Source organism: Enterobacter sp. SORGH_AS_0287, from assembly GCF_031453695.1.
GTDB lineage: Bacteria > Pseudomonadota > Gammaproteobacteria > Enterobacterales > Enterobacteriaceae > Enterobacter > Enterobacter ludwigii.
In genome coordinates this window covers 1-24199 of the sequence record NZ_JAVIZW010000001.1, presented here as the reverse complement: position 1 = coordinate 24199, position 24199 = coordinate 1, and the positions used below count along the sequence as shown (strand labels likewise).

The window sequence follows — 24199 nt, the reverse complement described above, 5'->3', positions numbered from 1 at the left end:
TAGGGTTATTTGCCGTCTTTACCAACATGAAGGATGGCAAGGAATGCTTCCTGCGGCAGTTCGACGTTACCGACCTGCTTCATACGCTTCTTACCTTCTTTCTGTTTCTGCAGCAGCTTTTTCTTACGGCTGACGTCACCGCCGTAGCATTTCGCCAGAACGTTTTTACGCAGCTGTTTCACAGTAGAACGGGCAATAATGTGGTTACCGATGGCGGCCTGAATCGCGATATCAAACTGCTGACGCGGGATCAGCTCTTTCATCTTCTCAACCAGCTCACGGCCACGGTATGGCGCATTGTCGTTGTGAGTGATGAGTGCCAGCGCATCCACACGCTCGCCATTGATCAGCACGTCCACACGCACCATGTTAGACGCCTGGAAGCGTTTGAAGTTGTAATCCAGTGACGCATAGCCACGAGAGGTAGACTTCAGACGATCGAAGAAGTCGAGGACCACTTCCGCCATAGGGATTTCGTACGTCAGCGCAACCTGATTACCGTGGTAAACCATGTTGGTCTGTACGCCACGCTTCTCAATACACAGCGTAATAACGTTACCCAGGAACTCCTGCGGCAGCAGCATATGACACTCTGCAATGGGCTCGCGCAGTTCTTCGATATTGTTCAGCGGTGGCAGCTTGGACGGGCTATCGACGTAGACGATCTCTTTGTTGGTGGTCTGCACTTCGTACACAACGGTCGGTGCCGTGGTGATCAGATCCAGATCGTATTCACGCTCCAGACGCTCCTGGATGATCTCCATGTGCAGCAGACCAAGGAAGCCGCAGCGGAAGCCGAAGCCCAGCGCCGTGGAGCTTTCTGGTTCATAGAACAGGGAAGCATCGTTGAGGCTCAGCTTGCCGAGCGCATCACGGAAGTTTTCATAGTCGTCAGAGCTGACCGGGAACAGACCCGCGTAAACCTGCGGTTTAACCTTTTTAAAGCCTGGCAGCGCTTTGTCTGCCGGGTTACGTGCTCCGGTCAGGGTATCGCCCACTGGCGCGCCGAGGATGTCTTTAATGGCGCAGACAAGCCAGCCTACTTCGCCACATTTCAGCTCGGTACGGTCAACCTGTTTTGGCGTGAAGATACCCAGACGGTCTGCGTTGTAAACCTGGCCAGTACTCATTACCTTGATTTTGTCGCCTTTACGCATGGTGCCGTTTTTAATACGCACCAGCGAGACAACGCCCAGGTAGTTATCAAACCAGGAGTCGATGATCAGCGCCTGCAGCGGGGCATCCGGGTCACCTTCTGGTGCCGGGATATCACGCACCAGGCGTTCCAGCACGTCGGTCACGCCCACGCCCGTTTTAGCGGAGCAGCGCACCGCATCGGTCGCGTCGATGCCGACAATATCTTCAATCTCTTCCGCTACGCGCTCAGGATCGGCAGCTGGCAGGTCAATTTTGTTCAGAACCGGCACAACCTCGAGATCCATTTCCATCGCGGTGTAGCAGTTTGCCAGAGTCTGGGCTTCAACGCCCTGCCCGGCATCCACAACCAGCAGCGCGCCTTCACAGGCCGCCAGCGAGCGTGAAACTTCATAGGAGAAGTCAACGTGGCCTGGGGTGTCGATAAAGTTCAGCTGGTAGATTTCGCCATCAGCCGCTTTGTAATCAAGCGTAACGCTCTGCGCTTTGATGGTGATACCGCGTTCGCGTTCCAGGTCCATGGAGTCCAGAACCTGGGCTTCCATTTCACGATCAGACAGGCCACCGCAAATCTGGATAATACGGTCAGACAGCGTCGACTTACCGTGGTCAATGTGAGCAATGATCGAAAAGTTACGTATGTTCTTCATATAGTTAAATAATTATGCCTTACGAATTCCTGGAGGCCGCTGTTCTTAGCCTGACGTTTTTCAGTGCGAAAACGCCGCATTCTACACTACATCCCCGTTACCTGGAAATGTACTTAGCGCCAGGTATAGCGTGAAGAAATGACGTTTTCTGTTTTAGGACGTAAAAAAGGACAAAGCCCGATGGATCACCGGGCCTCAGAAGAGAGCGTCTCAACACGAAGCTGGTCGGGTGCCAGCCCAACGCTGAGAATAACAGGCTGCCACTCTTCGCGTGCGACAAGCTTCGGGGAGAGAGCTTTGGCCAGCCAGAATCCTCCTACGCCGCCCAATGCCGCACCACACATGGCGGCCACATCGGTACCAAACAGCATCTGGAATACGCCGCCCATAACAAACAGCCCCACCAGCGGAGAGAGATAAACCAGCATGGCGGACGTGAGCAGGCTACCTTCTGCAATTCCCAGCTCCACCTTTTGCCCCACCATCAGCGGCCGATCGCTTGGTACGGAAATGGTATGCGAGGTTTGCGGCCCGAGCTTGTTCAGCACGCGGCTACCGCAACCGGCTCTGGAAGCACAGCTATTGCATGAGGCCTTAACATCACAGCTCACCAGCGCAATGCCATTCTGCCACGATACGACCGTAGCCCACTCTTTAATCATTGTGCAGCCCTGAATTTAATGCTGTCGGAAATACGCTTCGCCGTTTGTGGCGGTAATTCACCCACAATGGTGATCTCTGCGTTATCGCGAACCGTGGTGCTGACCGTCCTGCGTCCGGTACGAAGCATTTGTTCAGAACTGTTTGCCGATGCACGGTTAATGTTCACCGAGAAACTGAACAAACCATCGGAATAAAGACGCGATTCAACCGGTGTTTCAATGGTTGGCAGTTGTCGACGGCTGCTGGAGACTTCGCTAAACCCTTGCGGGATCCAGGAAGGAACCCAGTTGAAGTTGACGGAATCACCCGCCGGTACCGAAAGCAGCGGCGGCAGGCTGGCTTTCGCCAGATTCTGCATGCTATTACCCACCTGATTGTTCACGCTAAAGGAGATAACGCGGAACTGTTCCAGCGTTTCACCATCACGGTCAAGCAGGTCTACACGCATTGGCAGCTTGGTTTCGGCGTCAATCCAGACGATATAGCTGTAGCGCGTTCCGTCACGGGCAACAACGCGGATCACCTCACACAGTCTGTCCGCAATGCGCGTACGCCCTACTGAAATGAAATCATAGTAAGGCGCAAGACGTTTGAAGTCGGTGTAGATAAGCGATGGCAGAGAATCGACGATATAATCGCCATTCAGCGTGAAAGGCTCCAGACCGGGTTCGAAATAACTGATCTCGTTACCACGCTGGACAACTTCCCGACGCGGGCCATCCATCTGTAAAAGCTGGGCGAGCGGCTGGTTATCAAGACGGGCATGGCGGTATCGTAACGACTCGACGCCCTGCTTATTGATACTGATAAATGCCAACTCGTAATTGAGTGACTGGCTGGCCAGATTCATTTGCTGCAACAACGCCCCGGATGAAACATCAGCCGAGGCGTTGGCAGAGAAGAACAGGCTACCCGCCATCAGAGACATGGCGAACCAAAGTTGCTTCATTACTGCGATTGCGTTCCTAAAGTTTGGTTTCCGGGCACCTGCACAGCCGCTTGCTGGGTTTGTGCCTGCTCAAACTGAAGCTGTTCAGAGTGCAGACGACGCTGCAACTCGTAATCCTGCAACATCGCATTAATGCGACGGCGTTGCTCCTGAACCTGCTGTTGCTGGCCGCCGCTGGCGGATGCATCAGCCGGAACACCCAAACTTACCGGGCTGGCTTTGCCCATCATCGGCAGTGTGTTGAACACTGGCGCTTCTGGCTGCTGATTAGTTTCAGACTGAGTATTATAGTGCTGGACGCCAACGATAACTGCAAGCGATACGCATGCAGCCACACCCATTTGGGTGAGCTGGCTGGCCCACGGACGCACCTTGTGCCAGAACGGCATTTTCTGCCACTGGTGAGGCGCAGGTTGAGCTTCAGGAATCAGCGGAGTGGTCTGACGGACAGGCTCATTTTCAATGGCCGCCATCACGCGAGCTGAGATATCGAAATGGAGAACCTCGCCGGTGTCACCGCGAAGGGTGTCACGGATGAGATGGTAACTCTCCCAGGTCTCTTGCATTTCGGGAGAATGAGACAGCTCATTGAACAGCTCACTATCCAGCGTTTCACCATCCATTAAAGCGGAAAGTTTTTCTTTCTGCATGCCTAATACCTTTTCCAGTATCCCGCTATCGTCAACGCCTGATAAGCGGTTGAACTTTATTATCAATTGCTTCTCGCGCACGGAAAATACGTGAACGTACCGTGCCGACCGGACAATCCATGATGGCGGCTATCTCTTCATAGCTCAGACCATCCAACTCCCGTAACGTAATTGCCATGCGTAAATCTTCCGGGAGCGATTCGATCGTGCGAAAAACGATTTGTCTCAGTTCTTCTGACAACATTAAGTTCTCAGGGTTCGAAATTTCTTTCAGCGCACCGCCACTTTCGAAGTTTTCGGCGTCGATTGCATCCACATCACTTGAAGGCGGACGGCGGCCCTGAGCGACCAGATAATTCTTTGCCGTATTGACCGCAATACGGTACAGCCAGGTATAAAAAGCACTATCTCCCCGGAATGAATCCAGCGCGCGATAGGCCTTAATAAAAGACTCTTGTACTACATCAGGCACATCGCCTGACGGTACATAGCGGGAAACCAGGCTCGCCACCTTATGCTGGTAGCGTACCACCAGTAAGTTAAAGGCTTTCTGATCTCCCTTCTGGACCCGTTCAACCAGGACCTGGTCCGTTAACTGCTCGCTCATCCGAGGTAATGTCTCCCCAAACCTAAATTCCACGCGTTATCGAAACGCCACTCTTAAAAAACCGCACTTTGAGCAAGCACCGAATTAGAGTGTCTGATCTTCAATAAGTTCCGTAACGCCTTTGTTTTTGTTCATCGCGCCGCAGACTGTTCATTTTCTCTCATTATAAGTCTGTTCACGATACGCACCACTTTATGACAAGAAACATCTCTTTTCCCGCCAGAAGAGTAACGCAACCCAGTCTTTATTTCACCACAAAATCTGACGCTAACGATCTGCTTCGCAAAATATTTTCTTTCTTTTACGTGGTTTTAATCCTCCGCCTCGAGTTTAGCGGTTACAACTCACATCAAAAAAAACGTGCGATATCTCGCATTCGGATGCTATTCTGACCAAACACTGTTTAGTAAATTAAACAAAAATCATGAACACAACACCTGAACTGCATTGTGATGTACTGATCATCGGTAGCGGCGCTGCCGGCCTCTCCCTGGCACTGCGTCTGGCCGAACATCAGAGCGTTATCGTTCTGAGCAAAGGGCCGATAAGTGAAGGTTCCACGTTTTATGCCCAGGGCGGTATTGCCGCCGTGTTTGATGAGACAGACAGCATTGCGTCGCATGTCGACGATACGCTGATTGCCGGGGCCGGGATCGTGGATGCACATGCCGCAGAATTTGTGGCCAGTAATGCCCGGCATTGCGTGCAGTGGTTGATCGATCAGGGCGTATTATTTGATACACAGGTACAGCCAAACGGTGAAGAGAGCTACCACCTGACCCGCGAAGGCGGGCATAGCCACCGCCGTATCCTGCATGCCGCAGACGCTACCGGTAAAGAAGTCGAAACCACGCTGGTCAGCAAAGCCCTCAGCCATCCTAACATTCGGGTCCTTGAGCGCAGCAATGCCGTTGACCTGATTATTTCCGACAAGATTGGCCTTCCGGGTACGCGTCGTGTCGTGGGTGCCTGGGTCTGGAATCGCAATAAAGAGAAGGTTGAGACCTGTCAGGCGAAGGCCGTGGTGCTGGCGACTGGCGGTGCATCCAAAGTGTATCAGTATACCACCAACCCCGATATTGCCTCCGGAGACGGGATCGCCATGGCCTGGCGCGCCGGTTGTCGCGTGGCAAACCTTGAATTCAATCAGTTTCACCCGACCGCCCTGTTCCATCCTCAGGCGCGTAATTTCCTGCTGACAGAAGCCCTGCGCGGTGAAGGCGCATACCTGAAACGTCCTGACGGCTCCCGCTTTATGCCGGACTTTGACCCCAGGGGCGAGCTGGCACCGCGCGATATCGTTGCCCGCGCCATCGACCATGAAATGAAGCGTCTTGGCGTGGACTGCATGTATCTGGACATCAGCCATAAGCCGGCAGAGTTTATCCGCCAGCATTTCCCGATGATCTACGAAAAGCTGCTGGGTCTGGGGATTGATTTAACCCGCGATTCGGTGCCCATCGTGCCTGCCGCCCACTATACCTGCGGGGGCGTAATGGTTGACGATCACGGTCGCACCGACGTGGATGGCCTGTATGCTATCGGTGAAGTAAGTTATACCGGGCTTCATGGCGCGAACCGGATGGCGTCGAACTCACTGCTGGAGTGTCTGGTTTACGGCTGGTCTGCCGCGGAAGATATCACGAAGCGCATGCCTTACGCCCGTCAGACAGAAAATCTGCCTGCCTGGGATGAAAGCCGCGTGGAGAACCCGGATGAGCTGGTCGTTATTCAGCATAACTGGCACGAACTGCGGCTGTTTATGTGGGACTACGTCGGGATTGTGCGGACCACGAAACGTCTTGAACGCGCATTACGCCGTATCACGATGCTGCAGCAGGAAATCGATGAATATTATGCCAATTTCCGCGTATCCAATAATCTGCTGGAGCTGCGCAATCTGGTTCAGGTTGCCGAATTGATTGTTCGCTGCGCGATGATGCGCAAAGAGAGCCGCGGTTTGCACTATACCCTCGACTACCCCGATCAGCTGGCCGAGTCCGGCCCGTCGATCCTCTCCCCGCAGGTTCACATAAACAGATAAAACGCCTGGGTCAGAGCGGTGTAATCTTCGGAATAACGCTGATCTGGCCCACGGATCACCATTCGGTCGTTAAAGCATTCACCTTCTTTGGGTGAGAGCGCCAGCAGCACACGGTGCGGTAATCGCCCTTCGGTATCTGCAATATCGGTGCGTAAACGTAATTTCCAGCCAATCTCTTGCGCTATGCCAATAAACGCATTGCCGGTGCTTTCTGGCAGAACCACGCAGAAAAACCCCTCTTCTGAAATAAGCTCTGCGGCACTGATCAGCAGCGCCTTATGGTCGAGGGAGCCGGTATAACGGGCCTGTTCACGCTCAGGCGTTCCGCACTCAACACCGGGCGCGTAGTAGGGAGGATTACTGACAATCAGGTCGTAACGCGCGGTTTGCTCCGGCGTCCAGTCGAGCACATCTGCACATTCAACGTTAATCCGGGCGGCCCACGGAGATTCAGCCGTATTTTCACTCGCCTGCTCCGCCCGCCTGCGCATCCAGCTCCACCGCATCTATGGTGACATGCGCTTCGGTACGTTGCGCCAGCATCAGCGCCAACAGCCCGCTGCCCGTCCCAATATCCAGAATACGCTTTACACCTGCGACAGGTGCCCAGGCACCCAGTAAAATACCGTCTGTACCGACTTTCATGGCACAGCGATCGTGAGCGACAAAAAATTGTTTAAACGTAAAACCATCGCGGCGCAACTGCGCTTTGAGTTGAGACATGTCAGGGCAACCTTCTAAGTGAAACTGGAGTAGCATAGGGGAAAGCGAAGTGGCCGCAAAGCGATATCCATACAAACAGATGAAGATTACAGCCGTAACGTCTATAATCAGCGCCCCACACAGAGGTAGAACATGACTGTAACGACTTTTTCCGAACTTGAACTCGATGAAAGCCTGCTCAATGCACTTGAGAGCAAAGGCTTTACACGCCCGACCGCCATTCAGGCAGCGGCCATTCCGCCTGCGCTTGAGGGCCGCGATGTGCTCGGTTCTGCGCCAACCGGCACGGGGAAGACAGCAGCTTACTTGCTGCCTGTGTTGCAGCATCTGCTCGATTTTCCACGTAAAAAATCAGGCCCGCCGCGTATTTTGATTCTGACGCCGACGCGCGAACTGGCGATGCAGGTTGCCGATCACGCCCGAGAGCTGGCGGCCAATACCCATCTGGATATCGCCACGATCACTGGCGGCGTTGCGTATATGAACCACGCCGAAGTGTTCAGCGAAAACCAGGACATCGTCGTTGCGACGACCGGTCGCCTGCTGCAGTACATTAAAGAAGAGAACTTCGACTGCCGCGCGGTAGAAACACTGATTCTGGATGAAGCTGACCGCATGCTGGACATGGGCTTCGCGCAGGATATCGAACATATCGCGGGTGAGACACGCTGGCGTAACCAGACGATGCTGTTCTCTGCCACCCTTGAAGGGGACGCGATCAAAGACTTCGCAGAGCGCCTGCTTGAAGATCCGGTGGAAGTTTCCGCGACGCCGTCCACGCGCGAGCGCAAGAAGATCCACCAGTGGTATTACCGTGCAGATAACCTTGAACACAAGGTTGAGTTACTTAAGCACCTGCTGAAGCAGGACGATGCCACCCGTACCATCGTCTTTGTGCGTAAGCGCGAGCGTGTGCATGAACTGGCTGAAATGCTGCGTAATGCCGGGATCAATAACTGCTACCTCGAAGGCGAGATGGCGCAGGTTAAGCGTACCGAAGGAATTAAACGTCTGACTGATGGTCGCGTGAACGTGCTGGTCGCAACAGACGTTGCTGCACGCGGGATCGACATTCCGGACGTCAGTCACGTCATTAACTTCGATATGCCACGCAGCGGCGACACCTATCTGCACCGCATTGGCCGTACCGGCCGTGCCGGACGCAAAGGTATCGCGATCTCTCTGGTCGAAGCGCATGACTACCTGCTGCTGCAGAAAATTGGCCGCTACGTTGATGAGCCACTGAAAGCACGCGTTATTGATGAGCTTCGCCCGACCACACGTGCACCGAGTGAAAAAATGACGGGCAAACCGTCTAAAAAAGCGCTCGCAAAACGTGCTGAGAAAAAAGAGAAAGAAAAAGAGAAGCCGCGCGTGAAGCAGCGCCACCGCGATACCAAGAATATTGGTAAGCGCCGTAAACCAAGCTCTGCCGCACCAGAGACGAAAACTGAAGAGTAAAAAAAGCCGGGGAAAACCCCGGCTTTTTTATTCCACCCCCGAGACTGAAACCTTACAGGCTTTCAGTAAAGGTACGCGCAATAACGTCGCGCTGCTGTTCCGGGGTCAGAGAGTTAAAACGTACTGCATAACCTGATACACGAATGGTCAGCTGTGGGTATTTTTCCGGGTGCTTAACCGCATCTTCCAGCGTTTCACGACGCAGCACGTTCACGTTCAGGTGCTGACCACCTTCAACGCGCACTTCCGGTTTTACTTCCATTGGGATTTCACGGTATTCGATTTCGCCCAGTTTGTTCACCGGAACGATTTCATCTTCAGCAAAACCCGCTTTCGCTACTACACAGCGCGCTTCATTTTTCTCGCTGTCCAGCAGCCAGAAAGAGTTGAGCAGGTCGTCATTTGCAGCTTTAGTAATCTGGATACCTGTAATCATGTGTTGCCTCCCTTAGGCTACATTAACTGGTGTCGGCCTCGCGCGGCCAATTGGTAAAACCATTGTTTCTTGTGTGTATATATATCACTCGCACCCCGGTCATTTATTGATTTAAATCAACAAAAACACCAACCACACAAAGAGTGTGGTTTGATTTTATTGTTCCAGATCAATTTCATTGCTTTGCCAGCTCAACTCCTTTCGCATCTATTCAAAATAAATTGAATGACTTACGGTGATTTTATGCCTGGGATTTTGCACCCCGGGTTTTAGCGGTTAAGCTAGGCGCAGAATGTGATTCGCAGGAGAGCGAGATGACGACACCGTTGACCTGGCACGATGTGCTGGCAGAAGAGAAACAGCAGCCCTATTTTATTAACACCCTCAGCACCGTTGCGGCAGAGCGGCAGTCTGGCCAGACGATTTATCCGCCACAAAAAGATGTTTTCAACGCGTTTCGCTATACCGAACTCAGCGATGTGAAAGTTGTTATCCTCGGTCAGGATCCTTACCACGGACCGGGACAGGCTCACGGGCTTGCTTTCTCTGTACGTCCTGGGGTTGCTATCCCCCCTTCGCTTCTGAACATGTACAAAGAACTCGAAAAGACCGTGCCCGGGTTTACCCGGCCCACTCATGGTTATCTGGAAAGCTGGGCGCGCCAGGGCGTGCTGTTACTGAATACGGTACTCACCGTACGTGCCGGTCAGGCACATTCTCACGCCAGCCTGGGCTGGGAAACCTTTACCGATAAAGTCATCAGCCTTATCAACGAGCATCGTGAAGGGGTGGTGTTTTTACTGTGGGGTTCCCACGCGCAGAAGAAAGGGGCGATTATCGACAGGCAGCGTCATCATGTCCTGAAGGCACCGCATCCGTCACCGCTGTCAGCGCATCGTGGTTTCTTTGGTTGTAATCATTTTGTTCTGACGAACGAGTGGCTGGAAAAACGTGGCGAAATGCCAATTGACTGGATGCCAGTGTTACCGGCTGAGAGTGAGTAACGCATCGGATGTGCCCGTTTTAGCGGGCACATCCGACGCACAGTCTTATGCTTTATTCTGACGCCACCATTCCGCCAGCAGTACGCCAGTCGCAACGGAAACGTTCAGACTTTCAACATTGCCTGTACCGTCGATAGAGACGCTCAGATCCGCGCTGGAAAGCGCAGCATCCGACAGGCCATCACGCTCCTGACCCAGCACCAGCACCATTTTACGCGGCAGTGTCGCTTTAAACAGCGGCGTAGCGGCATGGCTGGAGGTTGTGACGATGGCATATCCCGCATTACGGAACTGCTCAATAGCATCCAGAACGCTGTCGCCGGTGATCGGCTGAACATGCTCTGCCCCGCCCTCTGCGGTACGGATCGCGGCACCCGATTCCAGCAGCGCGGCATCCTGTAACAGCACGCCTTTCACGCCAAAGTGCGCGCAGCTACGCATCATTGCACCCAGATTATGCGGGTTGCCCACATCTTCAAGCGCCAGCACGCAGTCATCGGCTTCCGCCTGGCTAACCCACTGCTGTACGGTAGTCCCGTTACGTTTTTTGATCAGGAAGCACACGCCACCGTGGTGTTCAGTGCCTGATGCTTTCGTCAGCTCAGCGTCATCCACCACATGGTAGGCTTTACGGTTTGCCGCCATCCAGCGCAGCGCTTCTTTAAAGCGTGGGGTTACACTCTGGATAAACCATGCGCGAACGATGCACTCAGGACGGCTCTGGAACAGCGCCTGGCAGGCGTTCTCGCCATAGACTCGGGTCTCTTCTGCACGCTGACGGCGCAGCACTTCCGGGTCAATAAAGCTTTTCCCGCTGATACCGCCGTGATCGGCTTTTTCAGGCGCCTCTTCACCAGGGGCGCGAGAAACGGTACGCCAGGGGGATGAACCCTCGCGCGAGAAATCATCGCGTTTGCGATCGTCACGTTTGCGGTCATCACCGCGGTTATTTCTGTCATCGCGGGCGGGGCGACGGCCACCGTCTGCACGAGAAGACGCCGGACGCCCGCCACCTTTTCCGGTACGCGGATTTTGGGTGCGTTTATCAGAGTCATCATCACTGCGGACATACATCACTTTGACCTTGCCGCTTTTGTTTTTCATTTCGTCGTTCATGCTTTTCTCCACCAGCGCTGCGCGAAGCGCGCAGATTACCCGATGTGCAAGCTCATAGCCATAAATTCGTACAAAAGCCTGTGACTATTGTTCTCATTGAATAAAACGCATTGTCGTTTCAAACAGGCTGAATGATAATATGTAACATATTAGAAACATTATCGGCATTCTGCCGCTGTCCCACGGCTCTATCAGAGGTTAGTTATGAATACCGTATGTGCCAACTGTCAGGCTCTTAATCGCATTCCGGACGATCGGATTGAAGATGGTGCGAAATGCGGGCGTTGTGGCCATGAACTGTTTGATGGCGATGTTATCAACGCTACGGGTGCTACGCTGGACAAACTCCTCAAGGACGATCTTCCGGTGGTTGTCGATTTTTGGGCACCGTGGTGTGGTCCGTGCCGTAGCTTCGCGCCAGTCTTCGAAGATGTTGCCGAAGAACGCAGCGGCAAAATGCGTTTTGTTAAGGTCAATACCGAAGCAGAACGTGAGCTGAGCGCACGCTTTCGCATTCGCAGCATCCCAACCATCATGATTTTCAAAAATGGTGAAGTGATCGACATGCTTAACGGTGCCGTTCCTAAAGCACCGTTTGATAGCTGGTTAAACGAATCGCTGTAACATTAACGGGGCGCATCTTGTGCCCCGTTCCTTCCTCTGCGAAAATAGGGTTTTTCCTGCACTTCGCCCATGACTGATAACGCTGTTCTTCAACTGCGCGCCGCACGCCTGGCCCGCGCGACTCGCCCTTTTCTTGCCCGCGGCAATCGTGTTCGCCGCTGTCAGCGTTGTCTGCTGCCGCTAAAAGTTTGTCTGTGCGAGACCCTTGCGCCGAGCACGGCGAAGAGTCGTTTTTGCCTGGTCATGTTCGATACCGAACCAATGAAACCCAGCAATACCGGACGCCTTATTGCCGACATTCTGCCGGATACCGCGGCATTTCAGTGGTCACGCACGGAACCGCCTCAAGCCCTGCTCGACTTAGTGGCAAACCCGGACTATCAGCCAATGGTCGTATTTCCGGCCTCGTATGCTGGCGAAGATCGCCAGGTGCTTTCGGCACCGCCATCTGGTAAACCGCCGCTGTTTATTATGCTGGACGGAACCTGGACCGAAGCGCGAAAAATGTTCCGCAAAAGTCCTTATCTCGATTCATTGCCGGTGATTTCGGTCGACCTTTCACGCGTCTCGGCCTACCGCCTGCGAGAAGCGCATGCTGACGGGCAGTACTGTACCGCTGAAGTGGCGATTGCCCTTCTGGATTTAGCGGGAGATACCGTCGCGGCAGGTGCGCTGGGGAGCCATTTCTCCCGCTTTCGTGAACGCTACCTGGCAGGAAAAACCGTTCATAAGGGCAGCGTCACAGCAACGGAGACAGAAAACGTTTAAAATCATCAGGTCGCTTGCATTCACAGGAGGCCTGCATGAGCCAGCGAGGGTTAGAAGCGCTACTTCGTCCTAAATCCATTGCCGTTATCGGCGCATCAATGAAACCGGATCGCGCAGGCTATCTGATGATGCGTAACCTGCTGGCCGGCGGATTTAATGGCCCCGTCATGCCCGTGACGCCTGCCTATAAGGCTGTTCAGGGGGTGCTGGCATGGCCGGACGTGCAGAGCCTGCCTTTCATACCGGACCTTGCCATCCTGTGTACAAATGCGAAACGTAATCCAGCCCTGCTGGAGTCGCTCGGCAGGAAAGGATGTAAAACCTGCATTATTCTCTCGTCTCCGCCCGAACAGCAGCCGGAGCTTCTGGCATGCGCCAGTCGCTACCAGATGCGCATTCTTGGGCCAAACAGTCTGGGCCTGCTCGCCCCGTGGCAGGGGCTGAATGCCAGCTTCTCCCCGGTCCCTATCCGCAAAGGCAAACTCGCTTTCATTTCGCAATCGGCTGCGGTATCGAACACGATCCTCGACTGGGCACAACAGCGTGAGATGGGGTTTTCCTACTTCATTGCTCTGGGTGACAGCCTGGACATCGACGTTGATGAACTGCTCGATTTTCTGGCTCGCGACAGCAAAACCAGCGCCATTCTTCTTTATCTTGAGCACCTGAGCGACGCCCGTCGTTTTGTGTCGGCTTCCCGTAGCGCGTCCCGTAACAAGCCGATTCTGGTGATTAAAAGCGGGCGTAGCCCCGCCGCTCAGCGTCTGCTGCAGTCGCATTCCGGCATGGATCCCGCCTGGGATGCCGCGATTCAACGCGCAGGTTTGCTACGGGTTCAGGATACACACGAGCTTTTTTCCGCCGTCGAGACGTTAAGCCATATGCGTCCGTTACGCGGTGAGAAGTTAATGATTGTCAGTAATGGCGCGGCTCCTGCCGCACTTGCACTGGATGAACTGTGGCTGCGCAATGGCAAGCTGGCCACCCTGGGTGAGGAGACGCTACAACGCCTGAAAGAGGCGCTGCCGGCAAGCGTTAGCCCAGGCAATCCCCTCGATTTGCGCGATGACGCCAGTAGCGATCACTATATCAGGGCGATCTCCCTTTTACTGGATAGCCAGGATTTCGACGCGCTGATGATTATTCACTCCCCCAGCGCGGTCGCTCCCGGGAGTGAAAGCGCGCGCGCACTGATTGACGCCGTCCGGAACCATCCTCGTGGTAAATATGTCACCCTGCTGACCAACTGGTGCGGTGAGTTCTCTTCCCAGGAGGCACGACGCCTGTTCAGTGAAGCCGGTCTGCCCACCTACCGCACTCCGGAAGGCACGATTACGGCGTTTATGCATATGGTGGAGTATCGCCGCAACCAGAAGCAGCTTCGTGAAACCCCGGCTTTACCGGGGAACCTGACGGCGAACACGGCGGATGTTCACCGGCTTTTACAGCAGGCTATCGAAGAGGGAGCCACCTCGCTTGATACGCACGAAGTGCAGCCGATTCTGGGCAGCTACGGGATGCAAACCCTGCCCACCTGGATTGCCGGCGACAGCGCCGAAGCCGTGCATATTGCCGAACAGATTGGCTATCCCGTTGCCCTCAAGCTTCGCTCACCGGACATCCCGCATAAGTCTGATGTCCAGGGGGTGATGTTATACCTGCGGACTGCGACCGAGGTACAGCAAGCCGCTGATGCCATATTCGACCGGGTCAAAATGGCCTGGCCTCAGGCGCGGATCCACGGGTTGCTGGTGCAAAGCATGGCTAATCGCGCGGGCGCTCAGGAGCTGCGCGTGGTGGTTGAATACGATCCTGTCTTTGGCCCGCTTATCATGCTGGGGGAAGGCGGCGTCGAGTGGCGTCCTGAGGAGCAGGCGGTCGTGGCTTTGCCACCACTGAACATGAACCTGGCGCGTTATCTGATCATTCAGGCCATCAAAAGCAAAAAAATACGGGGCCGAAGCGCGCTGCGCCCTCTTGATATTGCCGGGTTGAGTCAGTTCCTGGTGCAGGTGTCTAACCTGATTGTTGATTGCGCGGAGATCCAGCGGCTGGACATCCACCCGCTGCTCGCCTCCGGCAGTGAGTTTACGGCCCTGGACGTCACGCTGGATATCGCGCCTTTCGAGGGTGACAGGGAGAGCCGCCTTGCGATCCGTCCGTATCCTCTGCAGCTGGAGGAGTGGGTGGAGATGAAAAACGGGGAGCGCGTGTTGTTCCGCCCTATCCTGCCGGAAGATGAACCGCAGCTGCGCACGTTCATCTCTCAGGTAACGAAAGAGGATCTTTACTATCGCTATTTTAGCGAAATCAACGAATTTACCCACGATGATTTAGCCAATATGACCCAAATCGACTACGATCGAGAAATGGCATTTGTCGCCGTTCGTCGTTCCGATAAGGGCGATGAGATCCTCGGCGTTACGCGTGCTATTTCCGACCCGGATAATGTTGATGCGGAGTTTGCTGTGCTGGTGCGCTCCGATCTGAAAGGGTTGGGTCTGGGGCGACGGCTGCTGGAAAAACTCATCAGTTATACGCGAGATCACGGATTGTTACGCCTCAATGGCATTACTATGCCTAACAATCGCGGTATGGTGACCCTGGCGCGAAAACTTGGATTTGACGTTGATATTCAGCTGGACGAAGGTATTGTGGCCTTATCCCTGAGCCTGATATCAGCGGATAAAGCCGAGTAAGCTACTGGAAATGTTACCCACTTTGGACGGGACTGGTGGTATCATTGTCCGCTTATGTTGTTTGCATGGTACAGACAACCCTTCAATGAACAGAGAAGAAACGCACTGTGATGTTGTCAAAATTTAAGCGTAATAAACATCAACAACACCTTGCTCAACTACCGAAGATTTCTCAGTCAGTTGATGATGTAGAGTTCTTTTACGCTCCCGCCCATTTTCGGGAGACGCTTCTGGAAAAGATTGCCGGCGCTACGCGTCGCATTTGCATTGTGGCCCTGTATCTTGAACAAGATGAAGGTGGGCGCGCGATCTTAAATGCGCTCTATGAAGCCAAGCGTCAACGTCCGGAACTGGATGTTCGCGTGCTGGTCGACTGGCACCGCGCTCAGCGTGGCCGTATAGGCGCTGCTGCTTCAAACACCAATGCTGACTGGTATTGCCGCACGGCGCAGGAAAATCCTGGCGTCGATGTGCCCGTTTACGGCGTACCTGTAAATACCCGGGAAGCGCTCGGCGTCCTTCATTTCAAAGGGTTCATCATTGATGACAGCGTGCTGTACAGCGGCGCGAGCCTGAATGATGTTTACCTCCATCAGCTCGATAAATATCGATATGACCGTTACCATCTGGTTCGTAATCCGCAGATGGCGGATATCATGTTTAACTGGGTTGATAAGAACTTAGTACAGGGTCGCGGCGTAAATCGTCTTGACGATCCACACCGTCCTAAAAGCCCGGAAATTAAAAATGATATCCGCGCGTTCCGCCAGGAACTGCGTGATGCGGTCTACCATTTCCAGGGCGATGCCAATAACGAAGAGCTGTCCGTTACACCGCTGGTGGGGTTAGGCAAATCAAGCCTGCTGAACAAAACGATTTTCCACCTGATGCCGTGTGCGGAGCAGAAACTCATCATCTGCACCCCTTACTTCAACCTTCCCGCCGTGCTGGTGCGTAATATCATTCAGCTGCTGCGTGATGGTAAAAAAGTTGAAATTATCGTCGGTGACAAAACGGCTAACGACTTCTTTATTCCTGAAGATCAACCGTTCAAGATTATCGGTGCCCTCCCTTATCTCTATGAGATTAACCTGCGCCGTTTCCTGAGCCGTTTACAGTATTACGTTAACACTGACCAGCTGGTCGTGCGTCTGTGGAAAGATGAAGACAACAGTTATCATCTGAAAGGAATGTGGGTCGACGATGAATGGATGCTGCTTACGGGCAATAACCTGAACCCTCGCGCCTGGCGTCTGGATCTCGAAAATGCCATCCTGATCCATGACCCGAAACATGAGTTAGCGACCAGTCGTGAACGTGAGCTCGAGCTTATTCGGACGCATACCACTGTGGTTCAGCATTACCGCGAACTGCAGAGCATTGCCGATTACCCGGTGAAAGTCCGCAAGCTTATTCGTCGCCTGCGTCGAATCCGTATTGACAGACTTATCAGCCGTATTCTGTGATGTCCAGGCCCTGTCAGCGACAGGGCTTTTTTTTGGAGTCCGCTAATGCGTGTTCTTCTCTTGCTGAGTGCTCTCTTTCTCAGTGGCTGTAGCCACATGGCTAACGATAGCTGGTCCGGGCAGGATAAAGCGCAACACTTTCTCGCCTCCGCAATGTTGTCCGCTGCCGGTAATGAGTATGCACAACATCAAGGGTACAGTCGGGATCGTAGTGCGGCAATCGGCCTGATGTTCTCTGTAAGCCTTGGGGCTTCAAAAGAACTGTGGGATAGCCGCCCCGCGGGGAGCGGCTGGAGCTGGAAAGACTTTGCCTGGGACGTAGCCGGTGCCACGACCGGCTATGCCGTGTGGCAGATGGCTCGCTATTAGAGACGAATACCTTTACCCTTTCGATGCAGCATCAGGGAGACAATAAAGGCCAGTGCCCCCATCACCGTCACGTACCAGAAGAAGGTTGTTTCCGTTCCCCATGATTTAAGCGACAGCGCGACGTACTCCGCAGAGCCACCGAACAGTGCATTGGCGACCGCATAAGAAAGCCCTACCCCCAAAGCGCGTACCTGTGCCGGGAACATCTCAGCCTTCAGGATCCCACTGATCGATGTGTAAAAACTGACAATAACCATCGCCAGCATGACCAGACCAAAGGCGGCGTACGGTGAGGAAACGTGCTGAAGCGCAGTTAAAATGGGAACAGTACATAACGCTGACATGCCGCCAAAGATCAGCATTGATGTGCGACGCCCTATTTTATCGGAGAGCGCGCCAATAAGTGGCTGAATCAGCATAAAGACAAACAACGCGACGGTCATGATAGCGCTGGCGACGTTGGCGTGCATGCCCGTGGTGTTCACCAGATATTTTTGCATGTAGGTGGTGAAGGTGTAAAAGCTGAGAGAACCGCCCGCGGTGAACCCGAGAACCATCAGGAAAGCTTTGCGGTTACGCCACAGCCCTTTAAACGACCCCGCCTCCTTCAGCGCCCGGACCTCTTTTTGCGAGGTTTCATCCAACTGACGACGCAACCAGAGTGCGACGACCGCCAGTACAGCGCCCATCGCGAAAGGAATTCGCCATCCCCACTCATGAAGCTGGCTGTCGGTAAGCACCTGCTGCAGAATAACCACCACCAGAATGGCCAGAAGCTGGCCACCAATAAGCGTGACGTACTGGAAAGAGGCGTAAAACCCTTTCCGGCCCTCAAGGGCAATTTCACTCATGTAAGTGGCGCTGGTACCGTATTCTCCTCCAACAGAAAGTCCCTGGAACAGACGAGCCAGTAGCAAAAGAGCCGGCGCCCATGTCCCGATAGCGTCATAACCGGGAAGACAGGCGATCACCAGCGAGCCAAAGCACATCATGCAGACCGAAATCAGCATGGATGCCTTACGTCCTCGACGGTCTGCGATCCGTCCAAACAACCATCCACCAATGGGGCGCATTAAGAAGCCCGCAGCAAATACGCCAGCCGTTTGCAGAAGCTGTGTGGTGGTGTTGCCGGACGGGAAGAAGATATGTGCGAAGTAAAGTGAACAGAATGAGTAGACGTAAAAGTCGAACCATTCCACCAGGTTCCCTGAAGAGGCACTGACGATTGCCCATACCCTTCTACGGGAATCACTGGCAGCCAGCGTCCCGTTCGATGTTATGCTTTCTGTCATTGTGATTATGCTCCTGCCATAAAAACGGCATGCTGAGTCCTGAGAACTCACGATCTTGTAAAGCAAATGTTATTATTTTGTTATAAATAACATTGAGAGTAAGATCACATTTTCTGTTAGCAAGGTAAGTTATAGGATAAAGACTAAGGGTCGTTGGCTGGTGTGGCGGTGTGCAGTCTGATGCCGTCTCCGGCGGCGGGAAAAAACCAAAGCAAAAAACCCCGCACCATACGGTACGGGGTTCTTTTAATTGATGCCTGGCAGTTCCCTACTCTCACATGGGGAGACCCCACACTACCATCGGCGCTACGGCGTTTCACTTCTGAGTTCGGCATGGGGTCAGGTGGGACCACCGCGCTAAAGCCGCCAGGCAAATTCTGTAATCTGTATCAGCTGAAAATCGTCTCTCATCGCCAAAACATCTTCGGCGTTGTAAGGTTAAGCCTCACGGTTCATTAGTATCGGTTAGCTCAACGCATCGCTGCGCTTACACACCCGACCTATCAACGTCGTAGTCTTCAACGTTCCTTCAGGAGACTTAAAGTCTCAGGGAGAACTCATCTCGGGGCAAGTTTCGTGCTTAGATGCTTTCAGCACTTATCTCTTCCGCATTTAGCTACCGGGCAGTGCCATTGGCATGACAACCCGAACACCAGTGATGCGTCCACTCCGGTCCTCTCGTACTAGGAGCAGCCCCCCTCAATTCTCCAGCGCCCACGGCAGATAGGGACCGAACTGTCTCACGACGTTCTAAACCCAGCTCGCGTACCACTTTAAATGGCGAACAGCCATACCCTTGGGACCTACTTCAGCCCCAGGATGTGATGAGCCGACATCGAGGTGCCAAACACCGCCGTCGATATGAACTCTTGGGCGGTATCAGCCTGTTATCCCCGGAGTACCTTTTATCCGTTGAGCGATGGCCCTTCCATTCAGAACCACCGGATCACTATGACCTGCTTTCGCACCTGCTCGAGCCGTCACTCTCGCAGTCAAGCTAGCTTATGCCATTGCACTAACCTCCTGATGTCCGACCAGGATTAGCTAACCTTCGTGCTCCTCCGTTACTCTTTGGGAGGAGACCGCCCCAGTCAAACTACCCACCAGACACTGTCCGCAACCCGGATTACGGGTCTACGTTAGAACACCAGCCATTAAAGGGTGGTATTTCAAGGTTGGCTCCACGCAGACTGGCGTCCACGCTTCAAAGCCTCCCACCTATCCTACACATCAAGGACCAGTGTTCAGTGTCAAGCTATAGTAAAGGTTCACGGGGTCTTTCCGTCTTGCCGCGGGTACACTGCATCTTCACAGCGAGTTCAATTTCACTGAGTCTCGGGTGGAGACAGCCTGGCCATCATTACGCCATTCGTGCAGGTCGGAACTTACCCGACAAGGAATTTCGCTACCTTAGGACCGTTATAGTTACGGCCGCCGTTTACCGGGGCTTCGATCAAGAGCTTCGCGTTGCCGCTAACCCCATCAATTAACCTTCCGGCACCGGGCAGGCGTCACACCGTATACGTCCACTTTCGTGTTTGCACAGTGCTGTGTTTTTAATAAACAGTTGCAGCCAGCTGGTATCTTCGACTGATTTCAGCTCCACCCGCAGGGGCTTCACCTACATATCAGCGTGCCTTCTCCCGAAGTTACGGCACCATTTTGCCTAGTTCCTTCACCCGAGTTCTCTCAAGCGCCTTGGTATTCTCTACCTGACCACCTGTGTCGGTTTGGGGTACGATTTGATGTTACCTGATGCTTAGAGGCTTTTCCTGGAAGCAGGGCATTTGTTACTTCAGCACCGTAGTGCCTCGTCATCACACCTCAGCGTTAATAAGGAACCGGATTTACCTGGAACCTCCGCCTACATGCTTAAACCGGGACAACCGTCGCCCGGCTAACATAGCCTTCTCCGTCCCCCCTTCGCAGTAACACCAAGTACAGGAATATTAACCTGTTTCCCATCGACTACGCCTTTCGGCCTCGCCTTAGGGGTCGACTCACCCTGCCCCGATTAACGTTGGACAGGAACCCTTGGTCTTCCGGCGAGCGGGCTTTTCACCCGCTTTATCGTTACTTATGTCAGCATTCGCACTTCTGATACCTCCAGCACCCCTCACAGGACACCTTCAACGGCTTACAGAACGCTCCCCTACCCAACAACGCATAAGCGTCGCTGCCGCAGCTTCGGTGCATGGTTTAGCCCCGTTACATCTTCCGCGCAGGCCGACTCGACCAGTGAGCTATTACGCTTTCTTTAAATGATGGCTGCTTCTAAGCCAACATCCTGGCTGTCTGTGCCTTCCCACATCGTTTCCCACTTAACCATGACTTTGGGACCTTAGCTGGCGGTCTGGGTTGTTTCCCTCTTCACGACGGACGTTAGCACCCGCCGTGTGTCTCCCGTGATAACATTCTTCGGTATTCGTAGTTTGCATCGGGTTGGTAAGCCGGGATGGCCCCCTAGCCGAAACAGTGCTCTACCCCCGAAGATGAGTTCACGAGGCGCTACCTAAATAGCTTTCGGGGAGAACCAGCTATCTCCCGGTTTGATTGGCCTTTCACCCCCAGCCACAAGTCATCCGCTAATTTTTCAACATTAGTCGGTTCGGTCCTCCAGTTAGTGTTACCCAACCTTCAACCTGCCCATGGCTAGATCACCGGGTTTCGGGTCTATACCCTGCAACTTAACGCCCAGTTAAGACTCGGTTTCCCTTCGGCTCCCCTATACGGTTAACCTTGCTACAGAATATAAGTCGCTGACCCATTATACAAAAGGTACGCAGTCACCCCATAAAAGAGGCTCCCACTGCTTGTACGTACACGGTTTCAGGTTCTTTTTCACTCCCCTCGCCGGGGTTCTTTTCGCCTTTCCCTCACGGTACTGGTTCACTATCGGTCAGTCAGGAGTATTTAGCCTTGGAGGATGGTCCCCCCATATTCAGACAGGATACCACGTGTCCCGCCCTACTCTTCGAGTTCACAGCCTGTGTGCTTTCGTGTACGGGACTTTCACCCTGTACCGTGCGACTTTCCAGACGCTTCCACTAACACACAAGCTGATTCAGACTCTGGGCTGCTCCCCGTTCGCTCGCCGCTACTGGGGGAATCTCGGTTGATTTCTTTTCCTCGGGGTACTTAGATGTTTCAGTTCCCCCGGTTCGCCTCGTTAACCTATGTATTCAGTTAACGATAGTGTGTCGGAACACACTGGGTTTCCCCATTCGGACATCGCCGGGTCAAAGGTTCATATCACCTCGCCGGCGCTTTTCGCAGATTAGCACGTCCTTCATCGCCTCTGACTGCCAGGGCATCCACCGTGTACGCTTAGTCGCTTAACCTCACAACCCGAAGATGTTTCTTTCGATTCACCACCGGTTTGCGAAAATTTGAGAGACTCGAACACACATAACATGTGTGTCGTTTCAATTTTCAGCTTGATCCAGATTTTTAAAGAGCAAATATCTCAAACGTCACCCGAAGATGAGTTTTGAGATATGTCGGCAGGTGACTTTCACTCACGAACCAGCAAGTGGCGTCCCCTAGGGGATTCGAACCCCTGTTACCGCCGTGAAAGGGCGGTGTCCTGGGCCTCTAGACGAAGGGGACACTGAAGTCTCAATCGCAAGACGCCTTGCTATTTACTTTTCATCAGACAATCTGTGTGAGCACTACAAAGGCAGGTTCTTTAAGGTAAGGAGGTGATCCAACCGCAGGTTCCCCTACGGTTACCTTGTTACGACTTCACCCCAGTCATGAATCACAAAGTGGTAAGCGCCCTCCCGAAGGTTAAGCTACCTACTTCTTTTGCAACCCACTCCCATGGTGTGACGGGCGGTGTGTACAAGGCCCGGGAACGTATTCACCGTAGCATTCTGATCTACGATTACTAGCGATTCCGACTTCATGGAGTCGAGTTGCAGACTCCAATCCGGACTACGACGCACTTTATGAGGTCCGCTTGCTCTCGCGAGTTCGCTTCTCTTTGTATGCGCCATTGTAGCACGTGTGTAGCCCTACTCGTAAGGGCCATGATGACTTGACGTCATCCCCACCTTCCTCCAGTTTATCACTGGCAGTCTCCTTTGAGTTCCCGGCCGGACCGCTGGCAACAAAGGATAAGGGTTGCGCTCGTTGCGGGACTTAACCCAACATTTCACAACACGAGCTGACGACAGCCATGCAGCACCTGTCTCAGAGTTCCCGAAGGCACCAATCCATCTCTGGAAAGTTCTCTGGATGTCAAGAGTAGGTAAGGTTCTTCGCGTTGCATCGAATTAAACCACATGCTCCACCGCTTGTGCGGGCCCCCGTCAATTCATTTGAGTTTTAACCTTGCGGCCGTACTCCCCAGGCGGTCGACTTAACGCGTTAGCTCCGGAAGCCACGCCTCAAGGGCACAACCTCCAAGTCGACATCGTTTACGGCGTGGACTACCAGGGTATCTAATCCTGTTTGCTCCCCACGCTTTCGCACCTGAGCGTCAGTCTTTGTCCAGGGGGCCGCCTTCGCCACCGGTATTCCTCCAGATCTCTACGCATTTCACCGCTACACCTGGAATTCTACCCCCCTCTACAAGACTCTAGCCTGCCAGTTTCGAATGCAGTTCCCAGGTTGAGCCCGGGGATTTCACATCCGACTTGACAGACCGCCTGCGTGCGCTTTACGCCCAGTAATTCCGATTAACGCTTGCACCCTCCGTATTACCGCGGCTGCTGGCACGGAGTTAGCCGGTGCTTCTTCTGCGGGTAACGTCAATTGCTGCGGTTATTAACCGCAACACCTTCCTCCCCGCTGAAAGTACTTTACAACCCGAAGGCCTTCTTCATACACGCGGCATGGCTGCATCAGGCTTGCGCCCATTGTGCAATATTCCCCACTGCTGCCTCCCGTAGGAGTCTGGACCGTGTCTCAGTTCCAGTGTGGCTGGTCATCCTCTCAGACCAGCTAGGGATCGTCGCCTAGGTGAGCCGTTACCCCACCTACTAGCTAATCCCATCTGGGCACATCTGATGGCAAGAGGCCCGAAGGTCCCCCTCTTTGGTCTTGCGACGTTATGCGGTATTAGCTACCGTTTCCAGTAGTTATCCCCCTCCATCAGGCAGTTTCCCAGACATTACTCACCCGTCCGCCACTCGTCACCCGAGAGCAAGCTCTCTGTGCTACCGTTCGACTTGCATGTGTTAGGCCTGCCGCCAGCGTTCAATCTGAGCCATGATCAAACTCTTCAATTTAAGTTTGATGCTCGTGAATTAAACTTCGTAATGAATTACGTATGTTCACTCAGAGACTTGGTATTCATTTAGTGTCCGAAGACATTAAGAATCCATGTCACTTTGAGTGCCCACACAGATTGTCTGATAAATTGTTAAAGAGCAGTGCCGCTTCGTTTTCGCTGCGGCGCGGGGTGTGCATATTACGCTTTCCCGCTTCAGAGTCAAGCATTTATTTTCGCTTATCTCTGCTGACCCGGCGGCGTGTGTGCCGTTGTTCCGTGTCAGTGGAGGCGCATTATAGGGGGTA

Annotated in this window: 16 protein-coding genes, 1 tRNA gene, 3 rRNA genes and 1 pseudogene; 8 read left to right on the top strand and 13 right to left on the bottom strand. The window is 53.6% G+C overall.

The window, feature by feature from the left end; all coding sequences use genetic code 11:
* Positions 1-5: 5 nt before the first annotated feature.
* From lepA to rpoE, 5 genes are all read right to left on the bottom strand, one after another.
* A complete protein-coding gene (gene lepA / locus QE396_RS00110; protein ID WP_014171216.1) occupies positions 6-1805 on the bottom strand; it encodes a translation elongation factor 4 in 1800 nt (599 codons plus the stop codon).
* 185 nt (positions 1806-1990) lie between these two features.
* Positions 1991-2467: a SoxR-reducing system protein RseC gene (gene rseC / locus QE396_RS00105; RefSeq protein WP_020883002.1), complete on the bottom strand. Its 477-nt coding sequence runs from the start codon at positions 2465-2467 to the stop codon at positions 1991-1993.
* Positions 2464-3417: a sigma-E factor regulatory protein RseB gene (rseB, locus tag QE396_RS00100; RefSeq protein WP_014171218.1), complete on the bottom strand. Its 954-nt coding sequence runs from the start codon at positions 3415-3417 to the stop codon at positions 2464-2466. Before rseB ends, rseC begins: the two co-directional genes overlap by 4 nt.
* The gene (gene rseA / locus QE396_RS00095) at positions 3417-4067 is read right to left on the bottom strand and encodes an anti-sigma-E factor RseA (protein ID WP_020883001.1); all 651 of its coding nucleotides are present in this window, start codon (positions 4065-4067) and stop codon (positions 3417-3419) included. The genes rseB and rseA overlap by 1 nt, the downstream gene beginning before the upstream one ends.
* A gap of 31 nt (positions 4068-4098) precedes the next feature.
* On the bottom strand, positions 4099-4674 hold the full coding sequence (rpoE, locus tag QE396_RS00090; RefSeq protein ID WP_006176728.1) for an RNA polymerase sigma factor RpoE: 576 nt from the start codon (positions 4672-4674) through the stop codon (positions 4099-4101).
* A 424-nt stretch (positions 4675-5098) separates the two neighbouring features.
* Between rpoE and nadB the strand changes: the two genes are divergently transcribed.
* A complete protein-coding gene (gene nadB / locus QE396_RS00085; protein ID WP_020883000.1) occupies positions 5099-6718 on the top strand; it encodes an L-aspartate oxidase in 1620 nt (539 codons plus the stop codon).
* Here nadB and QE396_RS00080 read toward each other — a convergent pair.
* Positions 6703-7441, bottom strand: a pseudogene (locus tag QE396_RS00080) (tRNA1(Val) (adenine(37)-N6)-methyltransferase). The gene nadB and the pseudogene QE396_RS00080 overlap by 16 nt on opposite strands.
* Positions 7442-7573: 132 nt before the next feature.
* Between QE396_RS00080 and srmB the strand changes: the two are divergent.
* Positions 7574-8902, top strand: a complete 1329-nt coding sequence (gene srmB, locus QE396_RS00075) for an ATP-dependent RNA helicase SrmB (RefSeq protein ID WP_020882998.1) — start codon at positions 7574-7576, stop codon at positions 8900-8902.
* A gap of 52 nt (positions 8903-8954) precedes the next feature.
* On the opposite strand, the gene grcA is transcribed toward srmB, so the two are convergent.
* Positions 8955-9338: an autonomous glycyl radical cofactor GrcA gene (grcA, locus tag QE396_RS00070; RefSeq protein WP_013098327.1), complete on the bottom strand. Its 384-nt coding sequence runs from the start codon at positions 9336-9338 to the stop codon at positions 8955-8957.
* 314 nt (positions 9339-9652) lie between these two features.
* On the opposite strand from grcA, the gene ung reads away from it, so the two are divergent.
* Positions 9653-10342, top strand: coding sequence for a uracil-DNA glycosylase (gene ung / locus QE396_RS00065; RefSeq protein ID WP_020882997.1), 690 nt, complete (start codon positions 9653-9655; stop codon positions 10340-10342).
* Positions 10343-10387: 45 nt separating this feature from the next.
* Here the strand turns inward: ung and QE396_RS00060 are convergent, their stop codons facing one another.
* Positions 10388-11458: a tRNA/rRNA methyltransferase gene (locus QE396_RS00060; protein ID WP_020882996.1), complete on the bottom strand. Its 1071-nt coding sequence runs from the start codon at positions 11456-11458 to the stop codon at positions 10388-10390.
* A gap of 204 nt (positions 11459-11662) precedes the next feature.
* Here QE396_RS00060 and trxC point away from each other — a divergent pair, with 204 nt between their 5' ends.
* The 5 genes from trxC (at position 11663) to QE396_RS00030 (ending at position 17384) form a co-directional block, all read left to right on the top strand.
* A complete protein-coding gene (gene trxC, locus QE396_RS00055) occupies positions 11663-12082 on the top strand; it encodes a thioredoxin TrxC (protein WP_014171226.1) in 420 nt (139 codons plus the stop codon).
* Positions 12083-12151: 69 nt separating this feature from the next.
* A complete protein-coding gene (gene tapT, locus QE396_RS00050; protein WP_020882995.1) occupies positions 12152-12850 on the top strand; it encodes a tRNA-uridine aminocarboxypropyltransferase in 699 nt (232 codons plus the stop codon).
* A 35-nt stretch (positions 12851-12885) separates the two neighbouring features.
* Positions 12886-15549 carry a bifunctional acetate--CoA ligase family protein/GNAT family N-acetyltransferase gene (gene pat / locus QE396_RS00045; RefSeq protein ID WP_020882994.1) on the top strand — a complete coding sequence of 888 codons (2664 nt, stop codon included), beginning with the start codon at positions 12886-12888 and terminating at the stop codon, positions 15547-15549.
* A gap of 110 nt (positions 15550-15659) precedes the next feature.
* The gene (pssA, locus tag QE396_RS00035) at positions 15660-17015 is read left to right on the top strand and encodes a CDP-diacylglycerol--serine O-phosphatidyltransferase (protein ID WP_020882993.1); all 1356 of its coding nucleotides are present in this window, start codon (positions 15660-15662) and stop codon (positions 17013-17015) included.
* 45 nt (positions 17016-17060) lie between these two features.
* A complete protein-coding gene (locus tag QE396_RS00030; protein WP_020882992.1) occupies positions 17061-17384 on the top strand; it encodes a YfiM family lipoprotein in 324 nt (107 codons plus the stop codon).
* On the opposite strand, the gene QE396_RS00025 is transcribed toward QE396_RS00030, so the two are convergent.
* From QE396_RS00025 to QE396_RS00005, 5 genes are all read right to left on the bottom strand, one after another.
* Complete coding sequence (locus tag QE396_RS00025; protein ID WP_020882991.1) at positions 17381-18676, bottom strand: MFS transporter; 1296 nt, start codon at positions 18674-18676, stop codon at positions 17381-17383. The genes QE396_RS00030 and QE396_RS00025 overlap by 4 nt on opposite strands.
* A 255-nt stretch (positions 18677-18931) precedes the next feature.
* Positions 18932-19047 (bottom strand): 5S ribosomal RNA (gene rrf, locus QE396_RS00020).
* Positions 19048-19110: 63 nt separating this feature from the next.
* Positions 19111-22017: ribosomal RNA gene (locus QE396_RS00015) — 23S ribosomal RNA — on the bottom strand.
* A 192-nt stretch (positions 22018-22209) separates the two neighbouring features.
* Positions 22210-22285: transfer RNA gene (locus tag QE396_RS00010), tRNA-Glu, on the bottom strand.
* A gap of 85 nt (positions 22286-22370) precedes the next feature.
* A 16S ribosomal RNA gene (locus QE396_RS00005) occupies positions 22371-23910 on the bottom strand.
* The 16S, 23S and 5S rRNA genes sit together here with 1 tRNA gene alongside, the layout of an rRNA operon.
* Between the last annotated feature and the right edge of the window lie 289 nt (positions 23911-24199).

Bases quoted from the DNA above. Each gene is read 5' to 3' on its own strand.
- lepA (WP_014171216.1), bottom strand. From the start codon at position 1,805: ATGAAGAACATACGTAACTTTTCGATCATTGCTCACATTGACCACGGT.
- rseC (WP_020883002.1), bottom strand. From the start codon at position 2,467: ATGATTAAAGAGTGGGCTACGGTCGTATCGTGGCAGAATGGCATTGCG.
- rseB (WP_014171218.1), bottom strand. From the start codon at position 3,417: ATGAAGCAACTTTGGTTCGCCATGTCTCTGATGGCGGGTAGCCTGTTC.
- rseA (WP_020883001.1), bottom strand. From the start codon at position 4,067: ATGCAGAAAGAAAAACTTTCCGCTTTAATGGATGGTGAAACGCTGGAT.
- rpoE (WP_006176728.1), bottom strand. From the start codon at position 4,674: ATGAGCGAGCAGTTAACGGACCAGGTCCTGGTTGAACGGGTCCAGAAG.
- nadB (WP_020883000.1), top strand. From the start codon at position 5,099: ATGAACACAACACCTGAACTGCATTGTGATGTACTGATCATCGGTAGC.
- srmB (WP_020882998.1), top strand. From the start codon at position 7,574: ATGACTGTAACGACTTTTTCCGAACTTGAACTCGATGAAAGCCTGCTC.
- grcA (WP_013098327.1), bottom strand. From the start codon at position 9,338: ATGATTACAGGTATCCAGATTACTAAAGCTGCAAATGACGACCTGCTC.
- ung (WP_020882997.1), top strand. From the start codon at position 9,653: ATGACGACACCGTTGACCTGGCACGATGTGCTGGCAGAAGAGAAACAG.
- QE396_RS00060 (WP_020882996.1), bottom strand. From the start codon at position 11,458: ATGAACGACGAAATGAAAAACAAAAGCGGCAAGGTCAAAGTGATGTAT.
- trxC (WP_014171226.1), top strand. From the start codon at position 11,663: ATGAATACCGTATGTGCCAACTGTCAGGCTCTTAATCGCATTCCGGAC.
- tapT (WP_020882995.1), top strand. From the start codon at position 12,152: ATGACTGATAACGCTGTTCTTCAACTGCGCGCCGCACGCCTGGCCCGC.
- pat (WP_020882994.1), top strand. From the start codon at position 12,886: ATGAGCCAGCGAGGGTTAGAAGCGCTACTTCGTCCTAAATCCATTGCC.
- pssA (WP_020882993.1), top strand. From the start codon at position 15,660: ATGTTGTCAAAATTTAAGCGTAATAAACATCAACAACACCTTGCTCAA.
- QE396_RS00030 (WP_020882992.1), top strand. From the start codon at position 17,061: ATGCGTGTTCTTCTCTTGCTGAGTGCTCTCTTTCTCAGTGGCTGTAGC.
- QE396_RS00025 (WP_020882991.1), bottom strand. From the start codon at position 18,676: ATGACAGAAAGCATAACATCGAACGGGACGCTGGCTGCCAGTGATTCC.